Raw genomic sequence first — 4,778 nt, 5'->3', positions numbered from 1 at the left:
ACCCTCGCCTGGCCCCCGGAACGCAACGCCCCCTGCTGGTGCGGCTCAGGCCGCAAGTACAAGAAATGCTGCGGCTCCCCCACCGACCGCTGAGGCTCAGGCGCCGGGCTTCTTGTCCTGGTGGCGCTTGTCGCGGACGTACATGATGGCGGCCTTGCCGTCGCCGGGGCTGCGGCGGTCCAGGACGAACAGGGTCGTCGCGGCGATCAGCTCGCTCAGCTTGGCGTAGCCGTAGTTGCGGGAGTCGAACTCGGGGCGCTGCTTGGTGATGATGTGGCCGACGGACGCCAGCGGAGCCCATCCGTCCTCGTCCGAGGCGGCCTCCACGGCGTTGCGCAGCAGGTTGACGAGCGCGGTGTCCTGCTTGAGCTTGGCCGCCGGTGTCGGGGACGCGGGCGTCGCGGCGGTCGGCATGGCCGAGGCCTGGTCGTAGGCGAGGTTCTCGATGTAGATGAACTTGTCGCACGCCGCCACGAACGGCTTCGGCGTCTTGCGCTCCCCGAACCCGTACACGGTCAGGCCGGACTCGCGGATCCGCGCGGCCAGCCGCGTGAAGTCGCTGTCGCTGGAGACGAGGCAGAACGCGTCGAAGCGCTCGGAGTACAGCAGGTCCATGGCGTCGATGACCATCGCCGCGTCGGTGGCGTTCTTGCCGGAGGTGTAGGCGAACTGCTGGATCGGCTGGATCGACTGGTCGAGCAGGTGCTCCTTCCAGCCCCGCAGGTTCGTCCCCGTCCAGTCGCCGTAGGCGCGCTTGACGTGGGCGGTGCCGTACTTGGCGACCTCGGCCAGCAGGCCCTCGACGATCCCGGGCTGCGCGTTGTCGGCATCGATGAGCACCGCCAAGCGGTCGGCGTTCTCACTCACCGCGCTCACGCCTCCAAGGTCACCGGGCCACCCGCCTACCGGGATCCGCCCAGTACATCAGACGTCGCGCCCCCGCTGCGAAGGTCAGCGGGGGGTGGTGAGGTGTTGGGTGCCTATTACCGAGAGGAGCTTCAGGGCCTCTTCGGAGGGTGAGCCCGGGGTCGCGGTGTAGATGACCACCTGCTGGTCGCGGTCGGTGATGTCCAGGACGTCGCAGTTGACGGTGATCGGGCCGACCTGCGGGTGCTGGAAGGTCTTGCGGAGGGCCGGCACGGCGGAGACGTCGTGGGAGTTCCACAGGCGGGTGAACTCCTCGCTTCCGTTGAGGAGGTCGGCCACCAGTTCCCTCAGTTGCGGGTCGTCGGGGTAGCGGGCGGCGGCGGCGCGCAGGCGCTGGGTGGCGGTGCGGGCGAACCTGTCCGCGTCCGATACTCCGTACAGGCGTTGGCCGTGGGTGTCCGGGCCGAGGAAGACGCGGCGGACGAGGTTGCGGTCGCGGCGGGGCAGGGCGGAGAAGTCCTCCATGAGGGCCGCCGCCAGGTCGTTCCAGGCGAGTATCTCGAAGGTCGCGGACGTCACGGTCGCCGCGGCGTTCGGGAGGCGGCGCAGGAGATCGAGGATGCTCTGGCGCACGTCGCGGGACGGGCCGGCGGGCGGCGGCAGCGGGGTGCCGGCGAGGTGGTGGAGGTGGTCGCGCTCGGCGTCCGACATGCGCAGGGCCCGGGCCAGCCCGGCCAGGACCTCGTGCGACGGGTGCGGGGCGCGGGCCTGCTCCAGGCGGGTGTAGTACTCGGTCGAGATGAACGCCAGCTGCGCCACCTCCTCGCGGCGCAGGCCGGGGGTGCGGCGGCGCGGGCCTGCGGGCAGGCCCACGTCGGCGGGGGTGATCCGCTCGCGCCGGCTGCGCAGGAAGTCCGCGAGTTCTCTTCGATCCACACCTCCAGTGTGCGCGGGCGCGAGGGCGGTCAGCCAGGTACCGCCGATGCCTGGTTGGGCTTCGCGGGCCGGCGCAGGCTGGCCGCATGGACAACACGACCACCGCCGGTCTGCTGGCCGGCAAGACCGCTTTCATCACCGGTGCGGGACGCGGCATCGGAGCCGCCGCAGCCCGGCTGTTCGCGCGCGAGGGCGCCCGGGTGCTTCTCGCGGCCCGGACGGAGGAGCAGCTGAAGGGCGTCGCCGAGGAGGTCCGGGCGGCGGGCGGCACCGCGGAGTGGGTCCTCTGCGACCTCGCTGACGCGGAGAGCGTGCGCGCCGCCGTCCACCGCACCGTCGACCTGTACGGGCGGCTCGACGTCGCGTTCAACAACGGCGCGGCGATCCAGCGGCCCGGTCCGATGGACCGGATGCCGGAGGCCGACTTCGACCGCATCTACGACGTGAACCTCAAGAGCGTCTGGGTGGCCCTGGCCGCCGAGGTCGCCGCGATCCGGGCCACCGCCGGGACGGGCGCCATCGTCAACACCTCGTCCGTCGGCAGCCTGCGCGGGAACCCGGAGCTGCCGGTGTACGCCGCGATGAAGCGGGCCGTCAACAGCCTGACCGCGTCGGCCGCCGTCACCTACGGCCCGGAGGGCATCCGCGTCAACGCCATCGCGCCCGGCAACACGCCCACCGAGATGATCAGCACCTGGGAGAAGGACTCGCCGGGCCTGCGGGAGCGGCTCACCGCGCACACGCCGCTGGGCCGGCCGGCCGACCCGCGGGAGATCGCGGAGGCCGCCGCCTGGCTCCTCAGCGACCGGTCCTCCTTCGTGACCGGGACGGTCCTGCGGGTCGACGGCGGCGCGCGCGCCTGAGCGGCGTCACCCGGTCAGGGACAGCGAGTCCAGGTCCAGGGCGTGGTGGGCGTGGCGGGTCGTCATGGTGCAGAACATCTCGTCGCCGCGCGGGGTGCGTTCGACCAGCATGGAGGCGCCGATCGCCATGACGATGCCGTGGAAGGCGTGGTGGCGGTAGGCCGTCCAGCAGTCGTCCCAGCCGAGGGTGGCGCCGCGGGCGGTCAGGGACGCGTGGTAGCGCTGGACGAGGTCCTGCTCGTGGCTGCGGCGGACCTCGACGGGGAGGCTGGACCCCAGGAAGTAGGACAGGTCGGCCAGGCCGGGGCCGTAGGCGCAGGTCTGCCAGTCGAGGACCGCCGTGCGGGGGCCGCCGAACAGCAGGTTGTCGGCGCGGAAGTCGCCGTGGGTCAGGGTCTGCGGGCCTTCGCGGGCGGTCAGGTAGGCCGGCAGGGACGGCAGGAAGTCCTCGATCAGTGCGATGACGTCGGACGCCAGGTCGGCGGCGTAGCGGTCCTTGAAGCCGGTGTAGAGGTCGGTGACCATCGCGGCGGTGAAGGCGGCGGCGTCGGCGTCGTGGCGGTTCAGCCAGGGCAGGGCGGCGAGGTCGGCGTCCTCCCAGCCGGCGGCGTGGAAGGCGGCCATCTCGGTGATCGCGGCGGCGGCGTCCTCGGGGGTGACGCCCGCGAGCTGGTCGCCGGGCCGGGCGGGGGCGAGGTCGGCCAGGAGGACGGTGTACTCGTCCGGCTCGGCGGCGTAGGCCGAGAAGTGGCAGGCGGGGACGCCCGCGTCGAGGCGCTCGGCGACCTCGGCGTAGAAGTGCGCCTCGACCTCGTAGGTGCGGATGGCGCGGGCGGCGGCGCGGCTGGACGGGTCGGCCGCCGGGACCTTCGCGACCATGGTGGGCGGCAGCGGCGCCTCGTCCGCGTAGGTGAGGAAGAGGCGGAGGCTGTCGGAGACCTGGCCGGTGCCGACCGGCTCGGTGCGGACGGCGGCGACCTTCGTCCCGAGTGCGTCGGACAGCCAGGACGCGGTCAGCCCGCCGGCTCCGGAGACCGGCGCGGTCATGCGGTCTCCTCGGCGAGGTGGGTCCAGCCGTGGTCCTGCCAGCCGGGCGGCTGGTGCCATTCGGTCCAGCCGTGGCCGCTGCGCCCGTCCTCGGCCTCGAACCGGCACAGGGCGCGGGGGAAGTTCGCCTCCCGGCCGTCGGGGGACGTGACGGCGACCGGCGCGAACGCCACCGGGGTCACGGTCATGGGGGCGCCGGGGAAGCGGAGGTCGGAGCGGGCGGGCAGGCCGCCGGCGAAGGCCGTCTCGGCGGAGAAGCCGGCGCGGTGCTCGATGTCGCCGCCCGGCGGGACGGCGAAGCACGGCCACGGGAGCGGGAACCCGACGTTGGCCTGCATGCCGTGGACGTACGTTCCGTCGTCGAGGCGGCCGGACGTCCAGAGCCAGGAGACCTTCCACCAGTCGCGCTCACCCCAGCTGTGGTCGCGCTCCCCGGGCGCGTCGACGGCGATCTTCTCGCCGCCGACGCTGACCAGGCCGGTGACGGTGCAGGGGATCTCGTAGCGCGGGATGTCCTTGTAGGGGTAGACGCCGCTGACGGTGTCCCAGCGCAGGTCGAAGGAGAGCGCGGCGGTCTCGGTGGCGGGACCGGCCGGGTCGGGCAGGACGGACGCGGTCCCCCGCAGGGTGATCCGGGCCGGGCCGAACGGGTCGGGGATCTCCTGGGTGGCGGTGTAGGCGTCGGCGTGGACGTCCGCCGAGCCGGGCTCGGGCAGCGGCGCGTCGTTGTCGGCGATGAGGAGCAGCGGGCGGCCGGGGCGCACCAGCGCGGCCCAGTACCAGGCGCGGTCCCAGTTCGGGTAGAGGCCGAGCCGCACGTAACCGGCGATGGAGCCGTCGGGCGCCGCGAAGTCGAAGTAGTAGGACTCGTTCCACAGCAGTTCGGGGCCGGGTTCGTGCAGTCCCTCGTCCGCGGGCGTCAGGTTCCAGGTGCCGTGCTCGACGATCCTCGCCATGGGCCCTCCGGGCATTCCGAACGCGATTCTAGAGCGTGATCTTAACCACGTCCGCCCACGGTGAGCCAGATGCGCGGCGGGGATCTCACTGGGCGGGAGGGTGCGGCGG

General features: G+C 72.9%; 6 protein-coding genes. 2 read left to right on the top strand and 4 right to left on the bottom strand.

Going from position 1 to position 4,778, the window contains the following annotated elements; all coding sequences use genetic code 11:
* On the top strand, positions 1-93 hold a 93-nt coding region (locus E1284_RS38480), incomplete at its 5' end, for an SEC-C metal-binding domain-containing protein (protein ID WP_131945072.1).
* A 3-nt stretch (positions 94-96) separates the two neighbouring features.
* Here the strand turns inward: E1284_RS38480 and E1284_RS38475 are convergent.
* Positions 97-876, bottom strand: a complete 780-nt coding sequence (locus E1284_RS38475; RefSeq protein WP_131945071.1) for an NYN domain-containing protein — start codon at positions 874-876, stop codon at positions 97-99.
* A gap of 75 nt (positions 877-951) precedes the next feature.
* Positions 952-1,803, bottom strand: a complete 852-nt coding sequence (locus E1284_RS38470; RefSeq protein ID WP_131945070.1) for a helix-turn-helix transcriptional regulator — start codon at positions 1,801-1,803, stop codon at positions 952-954.
* An 86-nt stretch (positions 1,804-1,889) separates the two neighbouring features.
* Here E1284_RS38470 and E1284_RS38465 point away from each other — a divergent pair, with 86 nt between their 5' ends.
* The gene (locus tag E1284_RS38465) at positions 1,890-2,666 is read left to right on the top strand and encodes an SDR family NAD(P)-dependent oxidoreductase (protein WP_131945069.1); all 777 of its coding nucleotides are present in this window, start codon (positions 1,890-1,892) and stop codon (positions 2,664-2,666) included.
* Between the two features lie 6 nt (positions 2,667-2,672).
* On the opposite strand, the gene E1284_RS38460 is transcribed toward E1284_RS38465, so the two are convergent.
* Both E1284_RS38460 and E1284_RS38455 read right to left on the bottom strand, forming a co-directional pair.
* Positions 2,673-3,713 (bottom strand): phosphotransferase, encoded by a 1,041-nt coding sequence (locus E1284_RS38460; protein WP_165965596.1) that lies wholly within the window; start codon positions 3,711-3,713, stop codon positions 2,673-2,675.
* Entirely contained in the window at positions 3,710-4,669 is a 960-nt protein-coding gene (locus E1284_RS38455; protein ID WP_131945067.1) for a DUF7064 domain-containing protein, read from the bottom strand. Before E1284_RS38455 ends, E1284_RS38460 begins: the two co-directional genes overlap by 4 nt.
* Positions 4,670-4,778 lie beyond the last annotated feature (109 nt).

Origin of the sequence: Actinomadura bangladeshensis (genome assembly GCF_004348335.1) — a bacterium.
In the GTDB taxonomy this organism is placed as follows: Bacteria; Actinomycetota; Actinomycetes; order Streptosporangiales; family Streptosporangiaceae; genus Spirillospora; species Spirillospora bangladeshensis.
The sequence above is the reverse complement of the archived record's forward strand: the minus strand, read 5'-3'. Positions and strand labels throughout refer to the sequence as shown.

Bases quoted from the DNA above. Each gene is read 5' to 3' on its own strand.
- E1284_RS38465 (WP_131945069.1), top strand. From the start codon at position 1,890: ATGGACAACACGACCACCGCCGGTCTGCTGGCCGGCAAGACCGCTTTC.
- E1284_RS38460 (WP_165965596.1), bottom strand. From the start codon at position 3,713: ATGACCGCGCCGGTCTCCGGAGCCGGCGGGCTGACCGCGTCCTGGCTG.
- E1284_RS38455 (WP_131945067.1), bottom strand. From the start codon at position 4,669: ATGGCGAGGATCGTCGAGCACGGCACCTGGAACCTGACGCCCGCGGAC.